18 protein-coding genes are annotated in these 22,565 nt (G+C 69.6%); 12 read left to right on the top strand and 6 right to left on the bottom strand.

Features of this window, described 5'->3' with window-relative positions:
• The coding region (locus ACWDGI_RS42800) for a PAS domain-containing protein (protein WP_450768469.1) at positions 1-1,433 on the bottom strand (1,433 nt) is incomplete at its 3' end.
• 317 nt (positions 1,434-1,750) lie between these two features.
• On the opposite strand from ACWDGI_RS42800, the gene ACWDGI_RS42795 reads away from it, so the two are divergent.
• From ACWDGI_RS42795 to ACWDGI_RS42775, 5 genes are all read left to right on the top strand, one after another.
• A complete protein-coding gene (locus ACWDGI_RS42795; protein ID WP_450768468.1) occupies positions 1,751-2,074 on the top strand; it encodes a hypothetical protein in 324 nt (107 codons plus the stop codon).
• Positions 2,075-2,101: 27 nt separating this feature from the next.
• Complete coding sequence (locus tag ACWDGI_RS42790; protein ID WP_450768467.1) at positions 2,102-2,521, top strand: SsgA family sporulation/cell division regulator; 420 nt, start codon at positions 2,102-2,104, stop codon at positions 2,519-2,521.
• A 70-nt stretch (positions 2,522-2,591) separates the two neighbouring features.
• On the top strand, positions 2,592-2,921 hold the full coding sequence (locus ACWDGI_RS42785) for an NIPSNAP family protein (RefSeq protein WP_450768466.1): 330 nt from the start codon (positions 2,592-2,594) through the stop codon (positions 2,919-2,921).
• 291 nt (positions 2,922-3,212) lie between these two features.
• On the top strand, positions 3,213-3,965 hold the full coding sequence (locus ACWDGI_RS42780; protein ID WP_450768465.1) for a TetR/AcrR family transcriptional regulator: 753 nt from the start codon (positions 3,213-3,215) through the stop codon (positions 3,963-3,965).
• 51 nt (positions 3,966-4,016) lie between these two features.
• Complete coding sequence (locus tag ACWDGI_RS42775) at positions 4,017-4,742, top strand: alpha/beta fold hydrolase (protein WP_450768464.1); 726 nt, start codon at positions 4,017-4,019, stop codon at positions 4,740-4,742.
• Positions 4,743-4,852: 110 nt separating this feature from the next.
• Here the strand turns inward: ACWDGI_RS42775 and ACWDGI_RS42770 are convergent, their stop codons facing one another.
• Positions 4,853-5,509, bottom strand: coding sequence for a TetR/AcrR family transcriptional regulator (locus ACWDGI_RS42770; protein WP_450768463.1), 657 nt, complete (start codon positions 5,507-5,509; stop codon positions 4,853-4,855).
• 420 nt (positions 5,510-5,929) lie between these two features.
• Here ACWDGI_RS42770 and ACWDGI_RS42765 point away from each other — a divergent pair, with 420 nt between their 5' ends.
• Positions 5,930-9,151, top strand: a complete 3,222-nt coding sequence (locus ACWDGI_RS42765; RefSeq protein WP_450768462.1) for a bifunctional cytochrome P450/NADPH--P450 reductase — start codon at positions 5,930-5,932, stop codon at positions 9,149-9,151.
• Positions 9,152-9,284: 133 nt separating this feature from the next.
• Positions 9,285-10,331 carry a zinc-binding dehydrogenase gene (locus ACWDGI_RS42760; RefSeq protein ID WP_450768461.1) on the top strand — a complete coding sequence of 349 codons (1,047 nt, stop codon included), beginning with the start codon at positions 9,285-9,287 and terminating at the stop codon, positions 10,329-10,331.
• 166 nt (positions 10,332-10,497) lie between these two features.
• On the opposite strand, the gene ACWDGI_RS42755 is transcribed toward ACWDGI_RS42760, so the two are convergent.
• Together ACWDGI_RS42755 and ACWDGI_RS42750 are read right to left on the bottom strand one after the other, a co-directional pair.
• The gene (locus ACWDGI_RS42755) at positions 10,498-12,681 is read right to left on the bottom strand and encodes an ATP-binding SpoIIE family protein phosphatase (RefSeq protein ID WP_450768460.1); all 2,184 of its coding nucleotides are present in this window, start codon (positions 12,679-12,681) and stop codon (positions 10,498-10,500) included.
• A 59-nt stretch (positions 12,682-12,740) separates the two neighbouring features.
• Positions 12,741-13,376 (bottom strand): TetR/AcrR family transcriptional regulator, encoded by a 636-nt coding sequence (locus ACWDGI_RS42750; protein WP_450768459.1) that lies wholly within the window; start codon positions 13,374-13,376, stop codon positions 12,741-12,743.
• A 137-nt stretch (positions 13,377-13,513) separates the two neighbouring features.
• Between ACWDGI_RS42750 and ACWDGI_RS42745 the strand changes: the two genes are divergently transcribed.
• The 5 genes from ACWDGI_RS42745 to ACWDGI_RS42725 all read left to right on the top strand — a co-directional run bounded on the left by ACWDGI_RS42745 (position 13,514) and on the right by ACWDGI_RS42725 (position 20,009).
• Positions 13,514-14,659, top strand: coding sequence for a VOC family protein (locus ACWDGI_RS42745; RefSeq protein ID WP_450768458.1), 1,146 nt, complete (start codon positions 13,514-13,516; stop codon positions 14,657-14,659).
• Positions 14,656-15,594 carry a fumarylacetoacetate hydrolase family protein gene (locus ACWDGI_RS42740; protein ID WP_450768457.1) on the top strand — a complete coding sequence of 313 codons (939 nt, stop codon included), beginning with the start codon at positions 14,656-14,658 and terminating at the stop codon, positions 15,592-15,594. Before ACWDGI_RS42745 ends, ACWDGI_RS42740 begins: the two co-directional genes overlap by 4 nt.
• Positions 15,591-17,213 carry a bifunctional 3-(3-hydroxy-phenyl)propionate/3-hydroxycinnamic acid hydroxylase MhpA gene (gene mhpA / locus ACWDGI_RS42735; protein ID WP_450768456.1) on the top strand — a complete coding sequence of 541 codons (1,623 nt, stop codon included), beginning with the start codon at positions 15,591-15,593 and terminating at the stop codon, positions 17,211-17,213. Before ACWDGI_RS42740 ends, mhpA begins: the two co-directional genes overlap by 4 nt.
• 16 nt (positions 17,214-17,229) lie before the next feature.
• Complete coding sequence (locus tag ACWDGI_RS42730) at positions 17,230-19,245, top strand: acetoacetate--CoA ligase (protein WP_450768455.1); 2,016 nt, start codon at positions 17,230-17,232, stop codon at positions 19,243-19,245.
• Positions 19,246-19,391: 146 nt separating this feature from the next.
• The gene (locus tag ACWDGI_RS42725; RefSeq protein ID WP_450768454.1) at positions 19,392-20,009 is read left to right on the top strand and encodes a malonic semialdehyde reductase; all 618 of its coding nucleotides are present in this window, start codon (positions 19,392-19,394) and stop codon (positions 20,007-20,009) included.
• Positions 20,010-20,209: 200 nt separating this feature from the next.
• Here ACWDGI_RS42725 and ACWDGI_RS42720 read toward each other — a convergent pair whose 3' ends face one another.
• Together ACWDGI_RS42720 and ACWDGI_RS42715 are read right to left on the bottom strand one after the other, a co-directional pair.
• Entirely contained in the window at positions 20,210-21,346 is a 1,137-nt protein-coding gene (locus tag ACWDGI_RS42720; RefSeq protein WP_450768453.1) for a HoxN/HupN/NixA family nickel/cobalt transporter, read from the bottom strand.
• A gap of 259 nt (positions 21,347-21,605) precedes the next feature.
• Positions 21,606-22,070 carry a hypothetical protein gene (locus ACWDGI_RS42715; protein ID WP_450768452.1) on the bottom strand — a complete coding sequence of 155 codons (465 nt, stop codon included), beginning with the start codon at positions 22,068-22,070 and terminating at the stop codon, positions 21,606-21,608.
• Positions 22,071-22,565 lie beyond the last annotated feature (495 nt).

Below are 22,565 nucleotides of genomic sequence, written 5' to 3'. Positions count from 1 at the left end.
TGGTCCAGGTCGGCGGGCACATAGCGGGAGGCCACGTCGAGGGCGGCGCCGCCGCCCACATGGTGGGGGAGCAGGTCGCGTTGGAGCGTCAGGGCAGCGGTGCGTTGACGGGCGTACTGCAGAGCGTTGTCCAGGCTGAGCGCGGCCCGGGTGACGAGTTCCTCGGCGAGGAGGAGATCGTCCTCCTGGAACGGCGTCGATTCCTCGGAGCGGCCGAACACGGCCAGCCCCAGCACACAGCGCCGCGCCCGGATGGGTACGACCATCAAAGAGTGGACGCCGGTGTCACGAAGCTTCTGCGTCCGCACAGGGTCGTGACTGAGCCAGGGGCCGGCTTGGGTGTCCAGCACCGATTCCAAGTAGGACCTGCCCGTGCGCAGGGCGGTGGCGAACAGCGAGGTCGGGAAGGGGCGGATCACCTCTTCGCGCACCCATGGCAACGTGAGGATGCTCGGGTCGAAGGAGGCCACACCGGCTCGGCGCAGCACGGGTGGGCGGTCGTTGGCGTTGCCGGTCCCCGCCGAGGGATCGAGGCCGAACGGAACCGACTCCATCAGGTCGACGACTGCATGGTCGGCCAGCAGGGGCACGGCGAGATCGGCCAGTTCCTGCCCGGTCCGCATCAAATCGAGGGAGCTGCCGATCCGCGTGCTGGCTTCGCTGAGGATGGCCAGGCGCTCGCGCGCCCGCCGGTTGCCGGTGACGTCCACGCTCATGGAGCACACTGCCAGCGCCGTGCCGTTCGCGTCCTGGAGGCAGAAGAACGAGGCCGAGAACGCGTGCTCCCGGCGTCGGTCCGTCGACGACCACGCCCGGTACTCGTGGACCATGGTGGTGCCGCTCTCCAGCACCTGCCGCATCACCACCTCGAGTGCTTCGGCCTCGACGGCGGGCAGTGAGTCCCGCAGGCGGCGTCCGAACCTTCGCTCGCGAGGAGTGCCGTCGTGGCGCTCCATGGCGTCGTTGACCCAGGCGCAGCGCAGTTGCGGGTCGTAGACGGCGATGCCGATCGGTGCGTGAGCCAGGAGCGACTCGCGCACAGCTCCGTTGGACGCGCCCGAGGACAGGGTGCCTATGTCGGTCACGGACACCAGCCACCGGGTGTCGGCGTCCTGGCCCCACAGCAGCGAGATCCGCAGCGTCATTCTGATGGCGTGGCCGTCGCGGTGGCGGACCGTCACGGCGCCGGACCAGCCCTCCTGGGCACGGCACTGCTCGGCGAACGCCGAAGCACTCGGGGCGTTCTCGGCGGGCGGCAGCACGTGTGCGGCGGACCGGCCCACCACTTCCCTGGCCGAGTACCCGACGAGCTGCTCGGCGGCGTGCGTCCACCCCACCACGGTCCCCTCCGCGTCGAGCATGGCTATCGCCGCATCGGGTGTTTCCCGGGGACCCACCGGTTCGGTGAGTGGCGTGTGGTCGGTGTTCGTCATCCGGTTCTTCCCATCAGTGTGGGTGTGAGACAGCGTCGGCGTGTGAGGCGTCGGCCCGATCCGTGGCCGTGGTGGAACGGCGCCGGCCGGGGGCTGAGGATCGCCCGGGAGGACCTGCCGCCTACTGGCACGGCGTCCGCCGATCTTGGACGACTTTGTCCACTTCTGATGGAATAGTCAGATACGACGACTTTATAGTCAAGTGTCTGGAAACAGATCAAAGGTACGTCCACTCTCGCCCCCTCGACATTTCCGTACGACGTATGGTAATCCTGGAAAGGTAGTTCCATACGTCGTATGGAAAAGCCTGCCCGGCCATGCCGGGTGTCGCCTATCGCCTGATGCAGCCGCCTGGTGCGGATCGCACCCATCGGGAAGGGAAGATCATGAAGAAGCTCACGAGGCGCGTTGCCGTCACCGCTTGCTCCGTGGCGGTCGCGAGTGCCGCTGTTCTTGGTGCCGGGGGTACGGCTTCGGCCGCGACTTCCGCATCCGCGCACGTCCAGCCTCCGGCCGTCGGTGTCGCCGTCGGCGACTACCGCTGGGATCACGGTGTCGGCTACCTGCTCGAACTGGGTTACTCCTGGGACGAGATCCATGGCTGGCGCTATGACGGCCCGGACGAGATCAGCGGTCGCTGAGCGCCGCCCGCGCGGGAGTGGAAATCGATGGAGTCTCTGAAGACCGTCGTGCGGGGGGTGGCCGTGGAACTCGTCATCTCGCGTACCTGTTCGCTGTCCATGCGCATGAGCCTGCGGTACGAGCCCGCTGATCCCTACGTCGTCCGTGCCGTCTTCTTCGCCGGCACCGGCGAGCCGGTCGAATGGGTTCTCGGGCGTGATGTTCTGGCCGATGGCCTGACCGGCTCCGCTGGGTGCGGGGACGTCCGGGTCTGGCCGGGTGCCGCCCGTGGTGACCAGGCGATGTACATCGTCCTCGGGTCTCCGGCGGGCACCGCCCTGCTCGAGGTTCCCGTGCGGGACGTCAGGACCTTCCTGGAGGACACGGAAGCGCTGGTGCCACGGGGTACCGAGTCGGGGCGCATCGACTGGGAGCTCGAACTGGCGAACCTGTTCGCGAAAGGCTGAGAGAAGCCTCCCAACCGTCGTGCCGCTGGGGAGCTTTGTCCCGGCGGCGGAAGAGAAGGAAAGAATATTCATGTCCCAGTACCAGCTTCGTGTCTACACGCTGTCCGGCCCTGAGGCGCTCGTCGCCTACGAGAACATCTGGGCCAGGCACATTCCCGGTATGGCCAAGCACAGGATCACCACACATGGCGTCTGGACGGTGTCCGCGACCGCCGGGAGTGAGGCGCCCCAGCTGTACGCCCTCGTTTCCTACCGGGACGCCGACGACGTGCAGGAACGGCTGGAGGCGTACCTCTCCAGCCCCGAATTCCGTGCGGACATGGAGGGCTTCGACATCAGTCAGATCGTCGGCGTCGCCGAGTCGGTGCTGACGCCCACCGCCGACTCTCCTTTGCGGTGACGGGTGCCGAGCCCATCGAGGTCTGCGGCTCCCGTGTCCCGGAAGAGGGCCTTCCCGGATGGGGCGGGGGCCGCCTCGCGCGCCGCGGCCTCGGGCCGCCCGACCGTGAACCCCGGGCGACCTCAAGGGGCGGGAATCGCGGTCCGTCCCGCCCGTTCGAGTGCCTGTATTCGGGGCCGCGGGAGTGACCGCCACCACGGGCGGCGAGCGCCCCGCGTCGGCCTACGGCTTGATAACATACATCGTATGGAAAGAGCGAAGCGTACCCCAAGAGGTACTCGGAAGAGGGAGGTGCCTCTGACCGAGGCAGGGATCTGCGCCTCCGCCCTGCGGCTCATCGACGCGGACGGGGTCGAGGCGCTCACGATGCGCAAACTCGCCGCCGCGCTGGACGCGAACCCGATGTCGCTGTACCACCACGTGCCGAACAAGGAGGCAGTGGTGCGTGGCGTGGCGAGAATGGTCGGCGCCCGGTTCCGCACCGTGACACTGGAGGACGCCCCCTGGCAGGAGCGCATGCGCCTGCTTGCCACGGATTTCCGGACGTTGGCGCACCGTCATCCCAACCTCATGGCCTACTCGTTCAGCCAGCCGGACTTCATCCAGCCCGAAGACCCCTTCTGGGTCGCGCTCACCGCCGTGCTGGACGCGGCGGGGGTTCCGCAGTCGGATGTCCCGCAGCTCGCCGCCCTCGTGTGCGCCGTCGTCATCGGCGTGATGATCGCCGAGCTCAACGGCGCGCTCGACCGGTGGTCGAACCTCCGGTCCGCCGCGCCCGCGTCCGCCGAGGGCGGGCCGACGAACGAGGGTTTTGCCGAGGACCTGATGTTCCGCCTGGTGCTGGACACGATCATCAGCGGCATGGAAAGTCGGCTCGCGGCCGATCACGCCGGTGGGCGCGACGGCCGGCCCTCGCAGAACTCCCCGCGGGCCGCCGGACGTGTCCCCCGCCAACTCCGACCGCCGGCCGCACGCGGCGAAGGAGACTCCCTGGGGAATTCCGTCTCGGACAGGACGGCCGGTTCCGACCTGAAAGAGCAGTGAGGGCCAAAGCCAAGACATGCAGTGCTTGTTCAGTGACAAGGGAGTTCAGCCATGCCTGCCATTCTGATCCACGGCGTCCCCGACACCCACCGTGTGTGGGACGGCGTGCGCCGACACCTGATCCGGAGCGACGTCGAGGCCTGGGATCTGCCCGGCTTCGGCACGCCCCGGCCGCGCGGCTTCGGCTCCACCAAAGAGGAGTACGTCGATTGGCTCATCGAACGGCTGGAGCGGGTGGGCGAGCCCGTGGACCTCGTCGGCCATGACTGGGGCTGCATCCTCACCGCGCGCGTCGCTTCCCTGCGACCCGACCTCGTTCGTACGTGGGCCGGCAGTAGCGCTCCGGTCAGTGCCGACTACGTCTGGCATCCGTTGGCCAAGATCTGGCAGGACCCCGTCGAGGGCGACCGGTTCATGGACGAACTCCACCCGGCGTCCTTCGCCAAGGATCTGATGGAGCACTTCGACGTCCCGGCTGAGGTGGCCGGGGACATGGTTCTGCGCGTGGACGGGACCATGAGGGACAGCATCCTCAAGCTGTACCGTTCCGCCGAGACGGTGGGTGCGCAGTGGGAGCCGGAACTGGCGAACGTCTCCGCGCCGTGCCTGGTCCTCTGGGGCACGCTCGACCCCGCCTGCCCGGTCGAGTTCGCCGGGAAGCTCGGCGGAGCCGTGCGGGCGTCGCGCGTCGTCGAGCTGGACTGCAACCACTGGACGCCAGTCCAGAAGCCGGCCGAGGTCGCTGCGGACTTGGAGGCGCACTGGACTGCATGGTGAGGTGGCAGCCCCCGGGTTCGCCCACTGGGGCCGGCCCTCGGTGCCGCTGACACCGAGGGGCGAGCCGCCGCGGGACCGCTCACCGCCCCACCCGAGCCGGCTCGCTTCCGTCATACCCGCTGGCGGGCTCGTGCGGCATGGTTCTCCACTCCGGCGACCGCCGCGTCCAGCGTGGAGTCGAACATGGTGTCGATCACGTCCTTGGAGGGCGGGAGCGCCTCTTCCTCGTCGGGGCCCGACGGTGCCGGTGGCAGAGTGGCCCACCGCTGCAGTGCCCCGTTCAGTTCGCTGAGCAGCAGACCCGTGAACACGCCGACCAGGGTCGCGGCGACGCGCGGAATCTCCTCCTCGGGCAGTTTCGCGGCGGCCAGGATGTCGACCAGTGCCCGCCAGAAGGGGTCCTCCGGCTGCACGTAGTCGGGGCGCGTGAAGGAATACCCCATCAGTTTCGGGTGACGGTGCGACAGTTCGCGGAAGTCCCGGGCCAGTTCACGCAGTCGGTCCTGCCAGGGGATGTCTCCCCGGTCCTCCGCGCTGAACTGCGAACCGACCCGGTGGGCCACGCCGCGCAGCACGGCGTCCTTGTTCGGCACGTGGTGGTACAGCGACATGGGGTTCGCGTCGAGCGCGGTCGCGAGTTTGCGCATGGTGAGCGCCTCGACCCCGTCGGCATCGATGAGCTGCAACGCCATGGCGTGGATGCCGTCCTTGGTGAGCGGTACGTCCCTCTTTCTCGTGCCCCGAGGGGGCTTCCGTTCAGTCGCCATACGGTGTACGGTACCAGGCTTCGCCGACGTGGGGGCAGTGGCACCGCATCGAGTCCCCGCCCTTCCGGCTTCGTGGACAGCCCCGGACCGGGTGGCCCTGGCGGGCGACGAGGTCGCCGCCACGGCGCTCTGGCGCACCCGCCCTGCCTGATCTCGCTAACTGACGCCGTGTGGGCGATCGCGCCATGGAGGCGCCGCCGCGAGGAAGCGCCCGAACCTGATGTGACCCCCCTGTGCGGGCGACGCAGCCCCTGGGGGTCTGACCTTCTTGATTTCCGACCCCAGGGCCGGCGATTGCAGTTCCATACGTCGTATGGTACTACTGAAGCCATACGGCGTATGGAAATCGGGTGCTGCCGTACCGGCGCCCCGCGACACCGAATGGCGTCCTGCCCGCCTTTCCCCTTGAAGGAGCCAGCCATGACCACACAGCCCGAGACCGACCTGCGGCCCATCCGGTCTCCCCGGGGGGTCCCGCTCTTCGGCCACACGCCGCAGATCCCCAGCACCAACCCGGTGGAGTACTTCGGCAGGCTGTCCAAGCAGTTCCCCGAGGGGCTCTACGGCATGGAGATCGCCGGCATCGAGCAGGTCTTCGTCTGGGACCCGGACCTGGTGGCCGAGGTCTGCGACGAGACACGGTTCTTCAAGCAGATCGACAAGACGCCGCTGGCGCACGTCCGGGACTACGCGGGAGCCGGCCTGTTCACGGCCCACCAGCACGAAGAGGAATGGGGCATGGCGCACCGAGTCCTCCTCCCGGCCTTCAGCCAGCGGGCGATGAAGGGCTACTTCGGGCAGATGCTGGAGATCGCCCAGAACCTGGTGGGCAAGTGGGAGCGCAGGGAGGGCCGGCCCGTCAACATCACCGACGACTACACCCGGTTGACCCTGGACACCATCGCCCTGTCCGGTTTCGGCTACCGGTTCGACTCCTTCGCCAAGGACGATCTGCACCCGTTCCTCAACGCCCTGCTGCAGGCGCTGGTCGAGTCGCTGCGGCGCTCGCAGGAGCTGCCGATGATGACCAAGATGCGCAAGGCCGACGACAAGAAGTACCGCGAGAACATCCGGCTGATGCGGGACCTGGTCGAGAATGTGATCAAGGAGCGCCGTGAGGGGCACGGCACAGCCGAGGACGACCTGCTGGGCCTGATGCTGGAGGCCACGGACCCGGAGACCGGCAAGGGGCTGGACGACGACAACGTCCGTGACCAGGTGGTGACGTTCCTGATCGCCGGTCACGAGACCACCAGTGGTCTGCTGTCGTTCGCCACGTACTCGCTGATGCGCAACCCGCACATCCTGGCTCAGGCCTACGCCGAGGTGGACCGGCTGCTGCCGGGTGACACGGTCCCGGACTACGACACGATCATGCAGATGGACGTGATCCCGCGGATCCTGGAGGAGACCCTGCGCCTGTGGGCTCCCATCCCGCTGATCGGCAAGTCCCCGCTGGAGGACACCGTCATCGGCGGCTGCTACGGGCTGAAGAAGGGAACCAGGGTCAACATCCTCGAGGGCCCGCTGCACACCCACCCCAAGGCGTGGGAGCGGCCGGAGGAGTTCGACATCAACCGGTGGCTGCCGGAGAACCGGGTCAACCACCACCCGCACGCCTACAAGCCGTTCGGTAACGGCGTGCGTGCCTGCATCGGCCGGCAGTTCGCGCTCACCGAGGCCCGTCTGGCCCTCGCCCTGGTGCTGCAGAAGTTCAAGTTCGCCGACCCCGACGACTACAAGATGGACGTCAAGGAGGCGCTGACGCGCAAGCCCGGCGGCTTCGAACTGACCGTACGGGCCCGTCAGGAGCACGAGCGGGCCGTGTTCGGCGCGGTGGACCCGCAGGCCGACGACACCGAGGCGCAGGCCGCGGTCAGCGGTGTCGGGGTGAACCTGACCGTCGCCTACGGCTCCAGCCTGGGCTCGTGCGAGGACCTGGCGCGCACCATCGCCGACCGCGGTGAGCGCTCCGGATTCGGCACCACCCTGGTCGGTCTGGACGAGCTGGGTGACAACCTGCCCACCGAGGGCCTGCTCGTCGTCGTGGCCTCCAGCTACAACGGCAAGGCCCCGGACAACGCGCAGCGCTTCGACGACCTGCTCGCCGCCGGACTCCCGGAGGGTTCGCTGTCCAACGTGCGGTTCGCGCTGCTGGGGGCCGGCAACACCCAGTGGGTGGCCACCTACCAGGGCTTCCCCAAGCGGATCGAGGCAGGCCTGCTGGCCGCCGGCGCCACCCGCGTCATCGAGCGCGGCATCGCGGACGCCGCCGGTGACTTCGACGGCATGGCGACCCGCTGGATGGACACCCTGTGGACCACCCTGGCCGAGGAGTACGCCGCCGACACCTCCCAAACCACCGGGCCGCGCTTCGAGGTCCAGCTGCTCACCGAAGCCGACGTGCGCCCCGCGATCGTCTCCGAGCAGGCCTACCCCCTCACGGTCGTGGCCAACGAGGAACTGGTCAGCGACGCGACCGGGCTGTGGGACTTCAGCATCGAGCCGCCGCGCCCGGCCGCGAAGTCCATCACCATCGAACTCCCCGACGGTGTCACCTACGACACCGGCAACCACCTGGCCGTGTTCGCCAAGAACGAGCCGCAGCTGGTCGCCCGGGTCCTCGCGCGGCTCGGCGTCGACCGCGACCAGGTCCTGCGTCTGGACCAGCCCGCGGGCGGCCGCACGCACCTCCCGGTGGGCACTCCCGTCACAGCGGGCCTGCTGTTCACCGAGTTCGTGGAGCTGCAGGACGTGGCCACCCGCTCGCAGATACAGACGCTGGCCCAGCACACCGACTGCCCGTGGACCCGGCCGCAGCTGGAGGCCTACACGGCCGACACCGCCGAGGCCGAGGAGCGCTACCAGACCGAGGTCCTGGGCAAGCGCGTCTCCGTGCTCAACCTGCTGGAGCGCTTCCCGGCGGTCGAACTGCCGCTGGGGATCTTCCTGGAGATGACGGGCCCGATCCGCCCGCGGTTCTACTCCATCTCCTCCGCCCCGCTGGCCAATCCCCGGCACGTGCGGCTGACCGTCGGTCTGCTGGAAGGGCCGGCCCTGTCCGGCGACGGCCGGTACCGCGGCACCTGCTCCTCCTACATCGCGGGCCTCAACCCCGGGGACGTCTTCTACGGCTACGTACGCGTGCCCTCCCCGACCTTCGCCCCGCCGATCGATCCCGCCACGCCGCTGATCCTCATCGGCCCCGGCACCGGCATCGCGCCGCTCCGCGGCTTCCTGGAGGAGCGTGCCCACCAGCACGCGAGCGGCACCCAGGTGGGTCTGTCCCAGGTCTTCGTCGGCTGCCGCCACCCCGAGCACGACTACTTCTACCGGCAGGAGATGCAGGACTGGGAGCAGACCGGGATCGCCCAGGTGCACACCGCCTTCTCCGCGGTGACCGGACACCCGGCCCGGTTCGTCCAGGACGCCATCGCGGGCGCCGCCGACCTCGTGTGGCAGGCCATCCAGGACGGCGCCTACATCTACGTCTGCGGCGACGGACGTCGCATGGCACCCGCCGTGCGCGAGGCGCTCGCCGCCATCTACCGCAGGCACACCGGCAGCGACGACGAAGCCGCCCAGCAGTGGCTCGCCCAACTGGAAGCCGACGAACGCTACCAGCAGGACGTCTTCGCCTGACCCCCCAGACGCCGGGAGGCGTGCGGCGTACCTGCCACCCCGCACGCCCCCCGGCCACCACTCACCCGCGATGCGCCCCACGGCACCCGTCGGCCCGAACCGCCGGAGTGCCGCTCACAGAAAGCAGAGCACCATGGACACCATGCTCGCCGGACGCTTCCACCTGGACAGCAAGAAGTTCGCCGTGGAAGAGGTCCCCGTCCCCGTGCCCGGCCCGGGCGAGATCCTCATCGAGGTCAAGGCCGCAGGCGTCTGTCTCTCGGACGTCCACCTCCTCGACGGCTCCCTCGTCCCGTTGTTCGCCACTTCCGACACGGTCACCGTGGGCCACGAGATGGCCGGTGTGATCCACACTCTCGGCCCCGACCTCAAGCGCGGCCTGACCGTCGGTACCCGCGTCACCCTGGAGGCCGGCAAGACCTGCGGCCAGTGCGCCGGCTGCGTGCGCCGCCGCCCCTGCACCCAGATGCTCACCGCCGGTATCGACTACGACGGCGGCTGGGCCCAGTACACCGTCGCCCGCGAGGACACCCTCATCCCCATCCCCGACAACCTTCCCTTCGACCAGGCCGCGATCATCCCCGACGCGGTCTCCACGCCCTACGCCGCCGTCGTCGCCACCGCGGGGGTGCGCCCCGCACAGTCCGTCGGAATCTGGGGTGTGGGCGGTGTCGGCGCCCACAACGTCCGCGTCGCCCGCCTGGCGGGCGCAGCGCCGATCATCGCCGTCGACCCGCTGCCCGGAGCCCGGGAGCGTGCCCTGGCCTTCGGTGCGGACTTCGCCCTGGACCCGGCCGCCTCCGACTTCGCCGACCAGGTCCGCGCGGCCACCGGCGGGCGGGGTCTGGACTTCGCCTTCGACTGCGCCGGCGTGCCGGCGGTCCGTGAGCAGGCAGCCGCCGTGCTCGGCCTGAACGGAGTGCTCATCCTGGTCGGTATCAGCCCCAGGCCGATCACCATCAGCGAGGGCCTGACCTTCAACTATCTGGGCAAGCAGGTGCGCGGCCACTACGGCGGCACCCCCGAGTCCGTCACCGAGCTGGTCCGGCTCGCCGAGGTCGGTCGTCTCGACCTGGCCCCGTCCATCACCGACCACATCCCGCTCGCCGAGGCCGCCGACGCGGTCAACCGGCTGGAGAACAAGATCGGCGACCCGATCCGCCTCATCCTCGTCCCCTGACAACCGGACAGAAGGCAGATCAAGACCACCCCGGGCAGGGGTGAGCGGGCGCCGGTGCTAGAGGGAGCACCGGCGCCCGCGGTTTCCCGGTGTCCGGGTCTGGCGCACACGGACTCCTGGGCACGTGAAGCCGGGCACGGCCGGCCGGCCGATATCGAGATGACGCTCATACGCCCCCGGGAACACCCTGCACGTCCAGCACTGCCGGGTCCGAGAAGAGCTCTGGCACGCCCAGGGCGCACTCCGCCCAGACCGTCTTGCCGTGCCGGGCGTGACGTGTGCCCCAGTGCTCGGTGACCTGGGAGACCAGAAGCAGCCCGCGGCCGCCCTCGTCGTAGCCCCGGGCGCGGCGCTGGTGCGGGGTGGTGCTGCTGCCGTCGGAGACCTCGCAGAGGAGGGTGCGGTCGTGGATGAGACGCAGCTGGATGGGGGGCCGGCCGTATCGGATGGCGTTGGTGACGAGTTCGCTGACGACCAGTTCGGTGGTGAAGTCGAGTGCGTCCAGCCCCCAGGTGGTCAGCTGCCGGGAGGCGTTCGCCCTGGCTCGCGAGACGGCGGCGGGGTCGGCCGCCACGTCCCAGCTGGCGACCTGGCGGCTCCCGAGGGCATGGGTGCGGGCCAGGAGCAGGGCGACGTCGTCGTCCGGGCGAGCCGGCAGCAGGGTTTCGAGGACGGCGTCGCAGGCGGACTCCAGGGAGGGAGCGGGCCGGGCGAGGGCCTGGCGGAGCAGGGTGAGGCCGGTCTCGACGTCGTGGTCGCGAGCTTCGATCAGGCCGTCGGTGTAGAGGGCGAGGAGGCTGCCTTCGGGCAGGTCGATCTCTGCCGCTTCGAACGGCAGACCGCCCAGGCCGAGCGGCGGGCCCGGTGGCAGGTCGAGAATGTCGACGGCGCCGTTCCTGGTCACCACGGCAGGCAGCACGTGGCCCGCGCGGGCGAGGATGCACCGGCTGGAGACGGGGTCGTACACGGCATACAGGCAGGTGGCCCCGATGTCCCCCACGGATTCGGTGTCCGTCTGGGCGGAGACCTCGGCGGACAGGCGGATGACGACGTCGTCCAGGTGGGTGAGGAGTTCGTCGGGCGGCAGGTCGATGTCGGCCAGGGTGCGAACGGCGGTCCGCAGCCGGCCCATGGTGGCGGCGGCGTGGATGCCGTGGCCGACCACGTCGCCCACCACGAGTGCGACCCGGGCACCGGAGAGCGGGATGACGTCGTACCAGTCGCCGCCCACGCCGAGCTGGGCGGCAGCCGGCAGGTAGCGGCAGGCGACCTCCACGGCGGACTGCACGGGTGTACTGCGCGGCAGCAGGCTGCGCTGGAGAGTGAGAGCGGTGGCGCGCGCATGCGTGTACCGGCGGGCGTTGTCGATGGCCACCGCCGCCCTGGCCGCGATCTCCTGGGCCAGGAGCAGGTCGTCGTCCCCGTACCCGTCGGGTCTGTGGTGACGGAAGAACTGAGCGACGCCCAGCGTGGTGCCGCGGGCGCACAGCGGTACCACCAGCATGGATGCGGACGCGCCGAGGCGATGCCGTGAGGGCCGGCCGGTCACCAGGGCGCGAGCCGGTGGTGCTCCGTCCGTATACCTGTGGAGATACCTGTGAAACTGCCGCGGTGGAACCGGCGACTCCCCGTGGATCGCTTCCAGGCAGTCCGTCTCCGGGTGACCGTCCGTCACCGACTGCTGGGCGATCCGGCGGACCAGGGGTGTGGCCGTCGCCGGGGGCTCGTCGCCGGAAGACGTCTCGAGGAGGTCCACGGTGACGGCGTCGGCGAAGCGCTCGGTGGCCAGGTCCGCCAACTCCTGGGCGGTGTGGGCGATGTCCAGGGTCGTACCGACGCGTACGCTCGCCTCGTTCACCACGGACAGCCGCCACTGCACCTGACGGTCCCGCTCGTCCTGGAAGGCCAGGACGCCCGTCTCCGATGTGCGGTCCAGGTACTCGGTCGCCAGTGCGATCAGCTTGCGTGTCGCCGCGCTGATCGGTTCGGCATCGCTGGTGAGCCGTGCCAGTTCTTCGAGCAGCCGGTCGAGGACGAGGCCCTGCGCGAGCCGGAAGGCGCGCAGCATCGATGTGACCGGCTTCCCGCGCTGGGCCAGCCGACGCGCGCGCTCCACGTCGGCGGCCGGCGGATCGATCCGCCTTGGCTCGGTGTGGTGCTCGATCCCGAAGAGCAGGGCGACGACGTGATCGGCGACGTTCTCCGCCGTCATCTGTGCGATGTCCGGTTCGTCCCACAGGTCGGGGACCTCGCGCCGCAGACACTGCTTCACGTCGCGGATCAGCTCGTCCGCTCGCGGGCTGAGTTCATGTGCGGCGCGGGACAGGAGACTGTCCGCGGTGAAGTCCACACCCACGACGTTACGCCGCCCTGGTGGACGGCGAGGCCTTGGCCGGCGCCGCCTCCGGCTCAGCGGTGTCCGGGCAGCGGCCGCCGGGTCACCTGGTGGGCTTCGTCCGGAGGGACGCCGAGCATGCGCAGGACCATCTCGGCCAGGTCGGAGGCGGCCTCGTCCCCGTCGAGATCGGGGCGGGCCAGCCGCAGTGCCACGAGGGACATCAGGGTGCCGCCCAGGGCGGACAGGGCGGTCGTCGCGTTGCGGCAGGCGAAGCGGCCCGAGGCGATGCCGTTCTCCAGGTCGCGCAGGGCTCGCGGGGCGAGTCCGCGGTCGGAGTGGATGTAGGCCAGGCCGCGGTCACGCAGGATCCGCATGAGTTCGGGGTGGGAGTCGGCCATGCGGGCGGTGAGCCGGAAGCCCGCGGCGACGAGTTCGGCCGGGTCGTCGATTCCTTCTACGCGCTCGTCGATGACCTGACCGAACTCGTCCAGGGCGTCTGTCACCGCGGCGTCGAACAGCTCGGTCTTCGACTCGAAGTGGTTGTAGAAGGAGCCGAATCCGACGTCCGCGCGCTCGGCGATGGCCTGGATGCTCGCGCTGGTGTCACCGGTCTCGGCGAGGATCTGCCGGGCCGCGCGGACGAGCGCCTGACGGGTCTCGGCTCGGCGACGCTCGAAGCGGTTCTTGGGCGGGGCTGACGTCGGCATACCGCGAGTGTAACAACCGCCGCGATGAGTCTGCCATTACTGATGAGATTATCAATTATTTGGGTCCAGCCTATTGACGGTGAGGAACGGCAAAGTTGATGATTTCCTCATTACAGCAGTGTTGCTTGGAGGACACCATGTCCCACACCCCCGTTAACAGGGCCGTTCCCCAGACGCCCCACCAGGACCTCCACAGTGAGCAGGGCGCCCTGCGCGGCGAGCACCCCGGACGCTCCCGGAATCCCCTGATCAAGGTGGCGGACCTGGCCTGGCTCGAGTTCGAGAAGCCGGATCTGGACCGGGCCGAGGTCTTCGCCCGTGACTTCGGGTTCGCGATCGCCGCCCGCACCGAGGGGGAGCTGTGGCTGCGCGGCACCTTCGCGGGCTCACCGTGCATGGTCATCCGGCGGGGGCGGGCGTCCCGGTTCATCGGACCGGCGTTCCGCGCGGCCGAGCGGGCCGACCTGGACCGGCTGGCCCGGGCCACCGGCAGTACGGTCCGGGACATCGGCGTACCGGGCGGCGGGCAGTCGGTCGCCCTGCTCGATCCCTCGGGCCTGCCGGTCCGGGTGGTGCACTGCGCCGAGCAGCTGCCCGCGCTGCCCGAGCAGGAGCCGCTGATCCTCAACTTCGGTACCGATCACCGTCGTACGAACGCCACCCAGCGCCCGTCCCGCGAGCCGTCGCGTATCCAGCGGCTCGGCCATGTGGTGCTGGAAACACGGGTGTTCGCCCGCACCCTGGACTGGTACCTGGACACCCTCGGGATGATCGTGTCCGACTTCCTGTTCCTGGACGGGCAGCGCGGGCGCGGGCCGACGATGACGTTCATCCGGTGCGACCAGGGGAGCGTGGCCGTCGATCATCACACGCTGGCCCTGCACCTCGGACCCGGAAGCGGCTACGTCCACTCGGCCTACCAGGTCACCGACCTCGACGCGATCGCCGCCGGCGGGGAATACCTGGCCGAGCGCGGCTACCAGCGCAGCTGGGGCATCGGCCGGCACATCCAGGGCAGCCAGCTGTTCGACTACTGGCGCGACCCCGACCACTTCATGCTGGAGCACTTCGCCGACGGCGACCTCTTCTCCTGCGACCTGGAGCCCGGCTGGGCACCGATGTCGGCGAGCGGCCTGGCCCAGTGGGGCCCGCCGGTCACCCGCGACTTCCTGGGCACCACCCCTTCCCCCGCCAAGCTGCGCGAGGTCATGACGGCCCTGCGCGGCGACAACGAACTCGACCCCGCACGCCTGCTGGGCCTGATGAAAGCGATGAGCTCATGAGCACCAACGTTCTGCGTACCACCGACGGCTGGTGGGTCGTCCGGGACGAACGCGCCGTCCGTATCCAGACCAAGGCCGTCACCACCGCCGAACTGCTCGCCGACCGGGACGCGGTCCGCGAGGCCGCCGCCTCCGCCGAGAACGGCACGCCCGTCGCCGACCTGGTGGTGCTGCCGCCGGTCACCACCCCGTGCCGGGTGGTCGCCCAGATGGTCAACTACCGCAGCCACGCCAAGGATTCGGGCTTCACCGGCGACATCCCGCCCACCTTCTTCCGCAAGGCGTCCGGCTCGGTCGGCGGCCCCCACGACGCGATCATCCGTCCCGCGCACGTGAAGTTCCTCGACTACGAGGTGGAACTCGGCCTCGTCATGGGCGCGACCCTGCCCGTGGGCACCGTCGTCGAGGAGCAGGACCTCCCGCGCTACGTCGCCGGCCTCGTCCTGACCAACGACGTCAGCGCCCGCGACGTCCAGCTGACCAAGACCCAGTTCTACGAGAGCAAGTCCTATCCCACCTTCACACCGACGGGTCCGTACCTGGCCCTGCTGGAACCCGAGGACTTCACCCACCTGCTGAACCTGAGGCTGCGACTGTCGGTCAACGGCGTGTCACGCCAGGACCGCACGCTGGCCGACATGATCGTGCGGCCCGCGCAGGCGCTCACCCTGCTCGCCCGCTTCCAGACCCTCGACCCGGGCGACCTGCTGCTGACCGGCACTCCCGGCGGCACGGCCCTGAAGGCCCCGCCCAAGGCCGCCGAGAAGATCGCCGCACTGCTGCCGCCCGCACTGAAGTGGAAGGCGTTCTTCAAGGGCCAGGCCAAGAACCCCAAGTACCTGCGCAACGGCGACCTCATCACCGCAACGATCGCCACCGCGGACGGCCGGATCGACCTCGGCGAGCAGCGGACCCCCGTAACGGACGCACCATGAAGGCTGCCTCCCGGAAACCGGTGGTGATCATCGGTGCGGGACCCGTCGGGGTCACGGCCGCCCTGCTGCTCGCCCGGCACGGAGTGCCCAGCGTCGTACTGGAACGGCACCGGGACATCTACCCGTTGCCGCGCGCCGTCGTCGTGGACGACGAGATCCGCCGGATCCTGCAGAGCGCCGGGGTGCACGAGGAGTTCGCCGCCCTCGCGCGACCGGCGCCGGGACTGCGACTGCTGGACGCCGGGCGCCGGGTGATCGCCGAATTCCCGCGGTCCACGCACGGACACCACGGCTTCCCCCAGACCAGCATGTTCGACCAGCCCGAGCTGGAACGCCTGCTGCGTGACGCCCTGGCGCGCCGCCCTGAGTGCGAGCTGCGGAGTGGGGTGGAGGTCGTGTCCCTCACCCAGTCCGCCGCACGTGACACCGAGGGACCGAACGATCCGACGGGTCCCGTCCGGATCACCTTCCGTCGCGACGGCAGCGACGAGGAGGAGCACCTGTGGGCCGATGCCGTACTCGGCTGCGACGGTGCGGGCAGTCTCACCCGCGACACCATCGGCGCCGTGTGGGAGGACCTGCACTTCGAGGAGAGCTGGCGGGTCATCGACGTGCGCACCAGCCGCCCTGTGCGCACCTGGGAAGGCGCCGAGCAGATCTGCTCGCCCACCCGTCCGGCCACCTTCATGCGTGTCAGCGAGAACCGTTACCGCTGGGAGTTCCGGCTGGCCGACGACCAGAGCCTGGACGGCCCGGACGGATGGGAGCGCCTGCGCGAACTGGTCGCCCCCTGGGTGGACCTGCCGTCCGACGCCTCGCAGGGCGGTGACTTCGAGGTGATACGGCAGGCGCAGTACACGTTCCGGGCCCGTCTTGCCGACCGGTGGCGCAGGGGGCGTGTCTTCCTCCTGGGCGACGCCGCCCATCTCACCCCGCCCTTCGTGGGACAGGGTCTGTGCGCCGGCCTGCGCGACGCCCAGAACCTCACCTGGAAGCTCGCCCGGGTGCTCCAACGAGGTGCGAACGAGGGGCTGCTGGACACCTACGAACCTGAACGCAAGCCGCACGCCCGCCATGTGATCCGCGTGGCGGTCGCCGTCGGCTGGGCCATGACCGGCGGACAGGACCGCGGCGCGGCGTTCCGCCGGGCGCTCGTGGGCACGGCCTGTCGGATCCCCGGTGTGACCGCGGCGGTGGGCCGTGACCTCAGTCCCGCCCTGACCGCCGGTCCACTCGTACGGCGCCGGCCCAGACTGACCGGCCGCGTGCTGGCCGGCACCTTCTGCCCGCAGCCCTGGGTGCGGTACGACGGCAGGCGCGTGCGTCTCGACGACGTCCTCGGAGACTCCTTCGCCGTCCTGACCGCTGTGCCACCCACGGCGCAGATGACGGTCGTGGCCACGGCGCTGGGCGCCCCGACGATCCGCGTCGACGACCTGGGCGACGACGGCACCCTGGCCGGCTGGCTGGCCCGCGGCCGTGCCGACGCCGTCCTGCTGCGCCCCGACCGCGTCGTGATGGACACCGTCCCGGCCGGCGCCGGCGACTTCACGGACACCGTCGCCTGGGCCCCCCTGCTGCACACGGCCCGCCGTACCGCCGACGCCCGGCCCGCCTGACGAGGAGCACCCCACCATGACCACCCCGCACCCTGAGCCGTATACGGAACCCTTCTTCACTCCCGACCCGAAGTCGGCCTCCCGAAGCCGCATCGCGGACTTCGCCCGATGGGCGGCCCGGCACCGGGGCGCCGAAGGAATCCAGGACCCCACGGACTACCGAGCCCTGCACCAGTGGTCCGTCACCGACCTCGAAGGGTTCTGGGCCGCGGTGTGGGAGTACTTCGACATCGACGCGACGACCGAGTACGAGCGGGTACTGGCCGAGGAGACCATGCCCGGCGCCCGCTGGTTCTCCGGCGCCACCCTCAACTACGCCCATCACGCGCTGCGCAACCTGCAGCCGGACGCACCCGCGATCACCGCCCTGGACGAGACCGGCGCCGGCTACGAGATCACGGGCCAAGAGCTGCGCGCCCGGGTCGCCTCCGTCGCCGCCGGCCTGCGAGACCTGGGCGTCGAACAGGGCGACCGGGTGGTGGGCTATCTGCCCAACACCCCCCACGCCGTCATCGCCTTCCTCGCCACCGCGAGCCTGGGCGCGGTGTGGTCGGTGTGCGGCCAGGACTACGCGCCCCGGGCCGCCGCCGACCGCTTCGCCCAGCTCGAACCCACGGTGCTCGTCACCGCTGACGGCTACCTCTTCAACGGCACGACCCACGACCGCCGCGCCGCCTCGCTCGAACTCGCCGCCGCCCTGCCGACGCTGAAGGCCACGGTGCTCGTGGACCACGTGGGCCTTGAGTGGCCCGAGGACGGGAACTCGGGGCTGAGAGTTCCCTGGGAGGACGCGGCCACCCGTGTCGAGCACCTCGACATCGTCCCGGTGCCGTTCGACCACCCCCTGTGGGTCGTCTTCTCCTCCGGCACCACCGGGCTGCCCAAGGGCATCGTCCACGGACACGGCGGGGTCCTGCTCGAACACCTCAAGACCCTCGGCCTGCACACCGATCTGGGCGCCGGGGACCGGCTGCTGTGGTACACCACCACCCACTGGATGATGTGGAACCTGGCCGTCTCCACCCTGCTGACCGGTGCCACCACCTGCACCTACGACGGCAGCCCGGTACCACAGGCGCGTCCGGACGTCCTGTGGGAGCTGGCCGCACGTCACAGGGTCACCGTCTTCGGCACCAGTCCTCAGTACCTGCTGGCCATGGCCAAGCTGGGCATCGAACCCTCCGTGCACGACCTGTCGGCCATCCGTGTCGTCGGCTGCACCGGCTCCGCTCTGCCCGCCTCCGCCTACCCCTGGGTCCGCGACCACGTCCGCGCCGACATTCAGCTGGCCTCCACCAGCGGCGGAACCGACATCGTCTCCGGCTTCGCGGGCAGCGCCTCCACGACCCCCGTCTGGGCGGGGGAGCTGTCCGCCCCCAGCCTCGGCGTGGCCCTGGCCGCCTACGACGCGACGGGCAACCCTGTCCTCGACCAGGTCGGCGAACTGGTCGTCACCCGGCCCATGCCGTCCATGCCGCTGTACTTCTGGAACGACCCCGACGGCAGCCGCTACCGAGACGCCTACTTCGGCGCCTACCCCGGCGCCTGGCGGCACGGCGACTGGATCACCCTCACCTCGCACGGCTCGGTGATCGTGCACGGCCGCTCCGACGCCACCCTCAACCGCAACGGCGTGCGCCTGGGCAGTGCCGACATCCACGACGTCGTCGAACGCCTCCCCGAGATCACCGAGGCTCTCGTCATCGGCGCGGAGCAACCCGACGGCGGCTACTGGATGCCGCTCTTCGTGGTCCTCGCCGACGGGGCCGACCTGGACGACTCCCTGCGCGAGAAGATCCGCGACGCCATCCGCACCGGCGCCTCACCCCGCCACGTCCCCGACGAGATCCTCGCCGTACCGGGCCTCCCGCACACGAAGACCGGCAAGAAGCTCGAGGTTCCCGTCAAGCGCCTGCTCCAGGGCGCCCCCGCCGAGCAGGTCCTGAACCCCGAGGCCGTCGACCATCCCGACCTGATCGCCTACTTCGCCCGCCTGGGCGCGGAGCGGAACAAGCGGTCGGCACACACATGACGTCGGCCAGGGGACCCAGCCCACGTGACAGCACCGGGTCCATGTGCCCTGCCCGGCTCCGCAGACCCCGTCCCCAGGGGGTGGTGCCGGGGCGGTCAGCCCGCCCCGGCACCACACACAACCGAAGCAAGAGAGAAATGATGAGCATGACCGACCGCGAACCGCAGGCCCTCGATGTCCTCGACGACGCCGGCCGAAAGGTGTTGTTCACCGAGGCCCGCACCGCGAACACCTTCGCCGAGGTGGCCGTCGCCGACGACGAACTGGCCATGATCTGGGAACTCGCCCGCTGGTCGCCGAGCGCCGCCAACGGCCAGCCGCTGCGCGCGCTCTTCGTACGCACCCGCGAGGGCAAGGAGCGACTCGTCCGGCATCTCGACGAGGGCAACAGGGCCAAGACGCTCAGCGCGCCGGCCGTCGCGATCCTGGCGTACGACCTCGACTTCCACGAGCAGATGCCGACCGTCTTCCCGGCCCGCGGCGACATGCTGCGAGCGGCGTTCGCCGACCAGACCGACGTGCGCGAGGGCCTTGCCGCCTACAACTCGGCACTGCAGACCGGAGTCTTCCTGCTCGCGGTACGCGCGGCGGGCTTCGCGGCCGGTCCCATGGCGGGCTTCGACAAGGCCGGCGTGGACGAGGAGTTCTTCGCCGGTACCAGCTGGCGCTCGCAACTGGTGGTCAACATCGGTCACCCCGGCGCCGACCCGTGGTTCCCGCGGCTGCCCCGCGTGCCCGTCGAGGACGCCGTCGCGTGGGCCTGACGGCACTGCGGGCGCCTGGTGGGTGAGGGGCGCCTTCATGCCATGGGCGCCGGTGCTCTGCCGAGCACCGGCGCCCATTTTTCAGGGAGGCGGCGTGACGGAATCGCTGCAGAGATGTCAGGGCACGAGGACGAGACCAGGGCCCCGGTCGCCCCTCGGACAATAAGTGCGCTGTGGTGCCGCTCACGCGTCACCTGCCGTCAGTCGGCCTGCTGCTCGGCGGGGCGCAGCCCGGCGGTCCACTTCTCCTCGATACGGCCGAGCTTCCACACGGCAAGGGCAGCAGCCCACGTGGCGAAGAACAGGCCGACGATGACGAAACCGACAGTGTTCAGGTTCAGGCCGCTGATCCAGTCCCAGAACGCACCGTGCAGGCCGGCCTTGTCGGCGAGCAGGCCCATCAGCTCGGCGGTTCCGATGATCAACGCGACGGCGGCGGACAGGCCGGTGATGGTGAGGTTGTAGTAGACCTTCCGCACCGGATGGGAAAAGGCCCAGCCGTAGGCCAAGTTCATGAAAGAACCGTCGATGGTGTCCAGCAAGCTCATGCCGGCCGCGAAAAGGACCGGCAGGCAGAGGAGGGCGTACCAAGGCAGACCGGAGGCGGCTCCGGAGCCGGCCAGTACCAGCAGAGCGACCTCGGTGGCGGTGTCGAAGCCGAGACCGAAGAGCAGGCCGAGTGGATACATCTGCCACGGCTTGGAGATCGACTTCATCACGCGTCCCAGCACGCGGTTGATGAGGCCGCGGTTGTTGAGCCGCTGCTCCATCGCGGCCTCGTCGAAGTGGCCTGACCGCATCTGCCGGAACACCTTCCAGATGCCTGCCAGGATGACGATATTGATGACAGCGATGAGGTAGAGGAACGTCCCGGAGACGGTCGTGCCGATCAGCTCGGTGACGTGGTGCAGCTCGGAGTTGTCCTTGCGGACGGGTGCGGCAAGGGATTTGACGCCCAGGGACAGCAGGAGGGTCAGCGCGAACACGACAGTGGAGTGCCCCAGGGAGAACCAGAAGCCGACCGACAGGGGACGTCGGTCCTCGTCCATGAGCTTGCGGGTGGTGTTGTCGATCGCGGCGATGTGGTCGGCGTCGAACGCGTGCCGCATGCCCAGGGTGTAGGCGCTCACGCCGATGCCGATCCCGAAGCCCTGGGTACCCGGGCTGTGGTGCTCCGGGGCCGCGATCGCCACCAGCGTGAACCACCCGATGACGTGGAGCGCGATGATGAAGGAGGCCATCCCGGCTACGCGGCCCCACTCGGCACGGCTCATCGAGCCGGATATGCGACGCCATCGGGAGCGGAGGCCGCTGGTGACCGTCGGCGCGGCTGTCATGTGCGGTCTTCCCTCACTTCTGAAAGAACGTGATCAAGGCGCGCGGCGGATGTTTCATGCACCGTTCGGCAGCATCCATTCCGTACGTCGTATGGAATATCGGCAGGTGCAGGCAGGAGGGTGATGTCGAGCCCCTCCTGCCTGCTGCCCGGGAGCGATCAGGAGTCGCTGATCCTGAGATCAGCGGCCGATTCCCCGTCGCCGGCGGACATCACGGTGGTGTGCACGGTCTGAGCCCGCCCGTGCCGACATGCCTGTTTCACCGGTTGTCGCGGCCTCGGTCGTAGCTGGACCGGTCGGAGTCGTGGTCATACCGGTTCGAGTCGTGGTTGTGCCGGTCCTGATCCAGGTCGTACCGGTTCGAGTCGCGGTCGCAACGGTCCCAGTCGTAGCGGTAGTTCCTGTCGCGCTTCCCGCTGCTGTCCTCGTCATCCCAGTAGTGGTGGGAGTCAACGCGGCGGTCGTACCGGCCCGAGTCGGCGAAGTGGTCGCCGTGCGGACGGGCGCGGTGTCCGTCCCGGCGGTAGTCCTCCTCGAGGTTGTGCCAGTAGGCAACGCCGTGGTCCTGGCGGTAGTCGTCGGCCTTGACGCTGACGGCCGGGCGGTGCGCGTGCGCAGAGTCGGGAACCGCGGCCGAGGCGGTGCCCCCGGCGCCGAGAATGGCGCCACCCGCGACCGCGGCGGAGGCGGCAGCGAGAGAAATGCGCTTCGTGAGCTTCCTCATGGTTATCTCCTTCGTGTTGGCGTCGTCCGCAGACCCAGCGATTGCTGTGCGGTGATGCGGTGCGCCCCATCTATGTCGAAGCCGTATCGGCGAGTTCACCCCTCGTGAGGGCGCGGCCGGCGGCCATCAGTCGAAACGGAGGCCGCCGGTTCGGCGGCACCCCGCTCTGTTCCATACGCTGTATGGAAGTTCAGTGGTATCAGAGAATGTCCAGAAATGTCGAATGAGGCTGTCCGTCGCCGTAGCGAACCGAGCCGGTGTGACGCAGCTCTCTGTGAGACAAGTTGACTCATAGAATCTCTGTGAGGCAATCTGTCTCACATGGGGATCGCGAAAGGCGGATCCCGCTCCTATCCACAGATGTCGCCAATGCCATCGCATTCGCGCACAGGGTCTCTCATGGAGGAAGTCATGAACGCTACGGTCACGAAGAAGGCGGGCAAGGGCGCCACCGACGGTGTCGTTTCCGAGATGGCCACGTACTTCCACATCAAG

It is taken from the genome of Streptomyces sp. NPDC001220 (assembly GCF_053597895.1).
This window is presented reverse-complemented; position numbering and strand designations above follow the sequence as displayed.